Consider the following 1,927-nt stretch of genomic DNA (forward strand, 5'->3'; position numbering starts at 1 on the left):
CTGGACACCCTTGACGGCCACCGAATTTGAAGCCCTCTCGCCCATGCAGCGCTTGCTCGAACGGGCCTATCGCAGCGGCTGGGCACCAGGCCTCTATTACATGATCGAAATCTGGTGGAAGCGCGAATTTTTCCCCAACAAAACCCACATGCCCACACGCCGCCCCATCTTCTTCAAGGACAGCATGCTGGTCAGTGGTTTCGCGCTGCTCTGGATCGCCACCATCGTGGGCGCAGCCATCGCCACAGGTCAATCGGTCTGGCTGTCGCTGTTGCTGGGTTTTGCGGTGCCCTTCTTTTTCTGGAACACCATGATTGGCTTTGTGGTCTATGTGCACCACACCCATGTCAAGACGTCTTGGCACGACAACAAGGCCGCCTGGATCAAGGCCGCGCCTTTCGTCTCCACCACCGTGCACCTGACCTTCCCGTTCAAGATCGGCGCCATGATGCACCACATCATGGAGCACACCGCCCACCATGTGGACATGAGCGTGCCGCTGTACCGGCTGAAGAAAGCCCAGTCCAAGCTCGAAGAAATGCTGCCAGGCCGCATCATCGTTCAAGCTTTTTCTTGGAACTGGTATTTCAGCACCGCCAAAAGCTGCAAGCTGTACGACTTCACACGCGAATGCTGGACCGACTTCCAAGGCAACATGACCAGCCCGGTGCGCGGCAACCTGCCACCGGTGACCCAAGCCTGATCTGGACGTCGGTTCAGACCCACAAAAAAACCCCGCCATGCGGGGTTTTTTGTTGAAGAAAATCTAACAGTTCACGTCGATGCTTCAAGCCGCTGCGCGTTTCATCAAAATTTCAAACGCAGGCAAAGTTTTGCCTTCCAGGATCTCCAGGAACGCACCGCCGCCCGTGGAGATGTAGCCGACCTGCTTTTCAATGCCGTACTTGGCAATCGCCGCCAGCGTGTCGCCACCGCCCGCGATGCTGAAGGCGCTGGACTCGGCAATCGCCTGGGCAATCACCCGCGTGCCGTTTTCAAACGCCGCAAACTCGAACACCCCCACCGGGCCGTTCCACACAATGGTCCCCGCTTGCTTGAGCTGCGCCGCCAGCTGGGCCGCCGTCTCGGGGCCGATGTCCAAAATCATGTCGTCGTCCGCCACCTCGGTGGCTTTTTTCACCGTGGCCACCGCATCCGCCGCAAAGGTCTTGGCGGTCACCACATCGGTGGGAATGGGGACTTCCGCGCCACGCGCCTTCATGGCCTCGATCACCGCTTGGGCCTCGCCCACCAAATCGGCTTCGGCCAAACTCTTGCCAATCTTCAGGCCCGCCGCCAGCATGAAGGTGTTGGCAATGCCGCCGCCCACAATCAGCCGGTCCACGTTTTGGGCCAAGCTCTTCAAGATGGTCAGCTTGGTACTGACTTTGCTGCCCGCCACAATGGCCACCAGCGGGCGCTTCGGCGCGGCCAGCGCTTGGCTGATGGCGTCGATCTCGGCCGCCAACAAAGGGCCGGCGCAGGCGATCGGCGCATACTGGGCGATGCCATGCGTCGTGCCTTCGGCGCGGTGAGCGGTGCCAAAGGCGTCGTTCACGTAGATGTCGCACAGCTGGGCCAGTTTGCGGGCCAGCGCTTCGGTGTTTTTCTTCTCACCGGGGTTGACGCGGCAGTTCTCCAGCAACACGACCTGGCCGGGGGCCACGGTGACGCCGTCCACCCAGTCCGAGACCAGCTGGACTTCGCGGCCCAGCAGCTCGCCCAGACGCTTGGCCACCGGGGCCAGCGAGTCTTCGGGTTTGAACTGGCCTTCGGCGGGGCGGCCCAAGTGGCTGGTCACCATCACGGCCGCGCCCGCGTCCAAAGCCATCTGGATACAGGGCACGCTGGCGCGCACGCGGGTGTCCTCGGTGATGCTGCCGTCATCGGCTTGCGGCACATTCAGGTCGGCGCGGATGAACACGCG

Annotated in this window: 2 protein-coding genes; one reads left to right on the top strand and one right to left on the bottom strand. The window is 61.7% G+C overall.

Going from position 1 to position 1,927, the window contains the following annotated elements; genetic code table 11:
- A partial coding sequence (locus tag Q0341_RS01560) for a fatty acid desaturase (protein ID WP_299510085.1) occupies positions 1 to 703 on the top strand: 703 nt, incomplete at its 5' end.
- An 84-nt stretch (positions 704 to 787) separates the two neighbouring features.
- Here the strand turns inward: Q0341_RS01560 and Q0341_RS01565 are convergent.
- A partial coding sequence (locus tag Q0341_RS01565) for a phosphoglycerate kinase (RefSeq protein ID WP_299510086.1) occupies positions 788 to 1,927 on the bottom strand: 1,140 nt, incomplete at its 5' end.

This window comes from uncultured Limnohabitans sp. (assembly GCF_937889215.1).
GTDB lineage: Bacteria > Pseudomonadota > Gammaproteobacteria > Burkholderiales > Burkholderiaceae_C > Limnohabitans_A.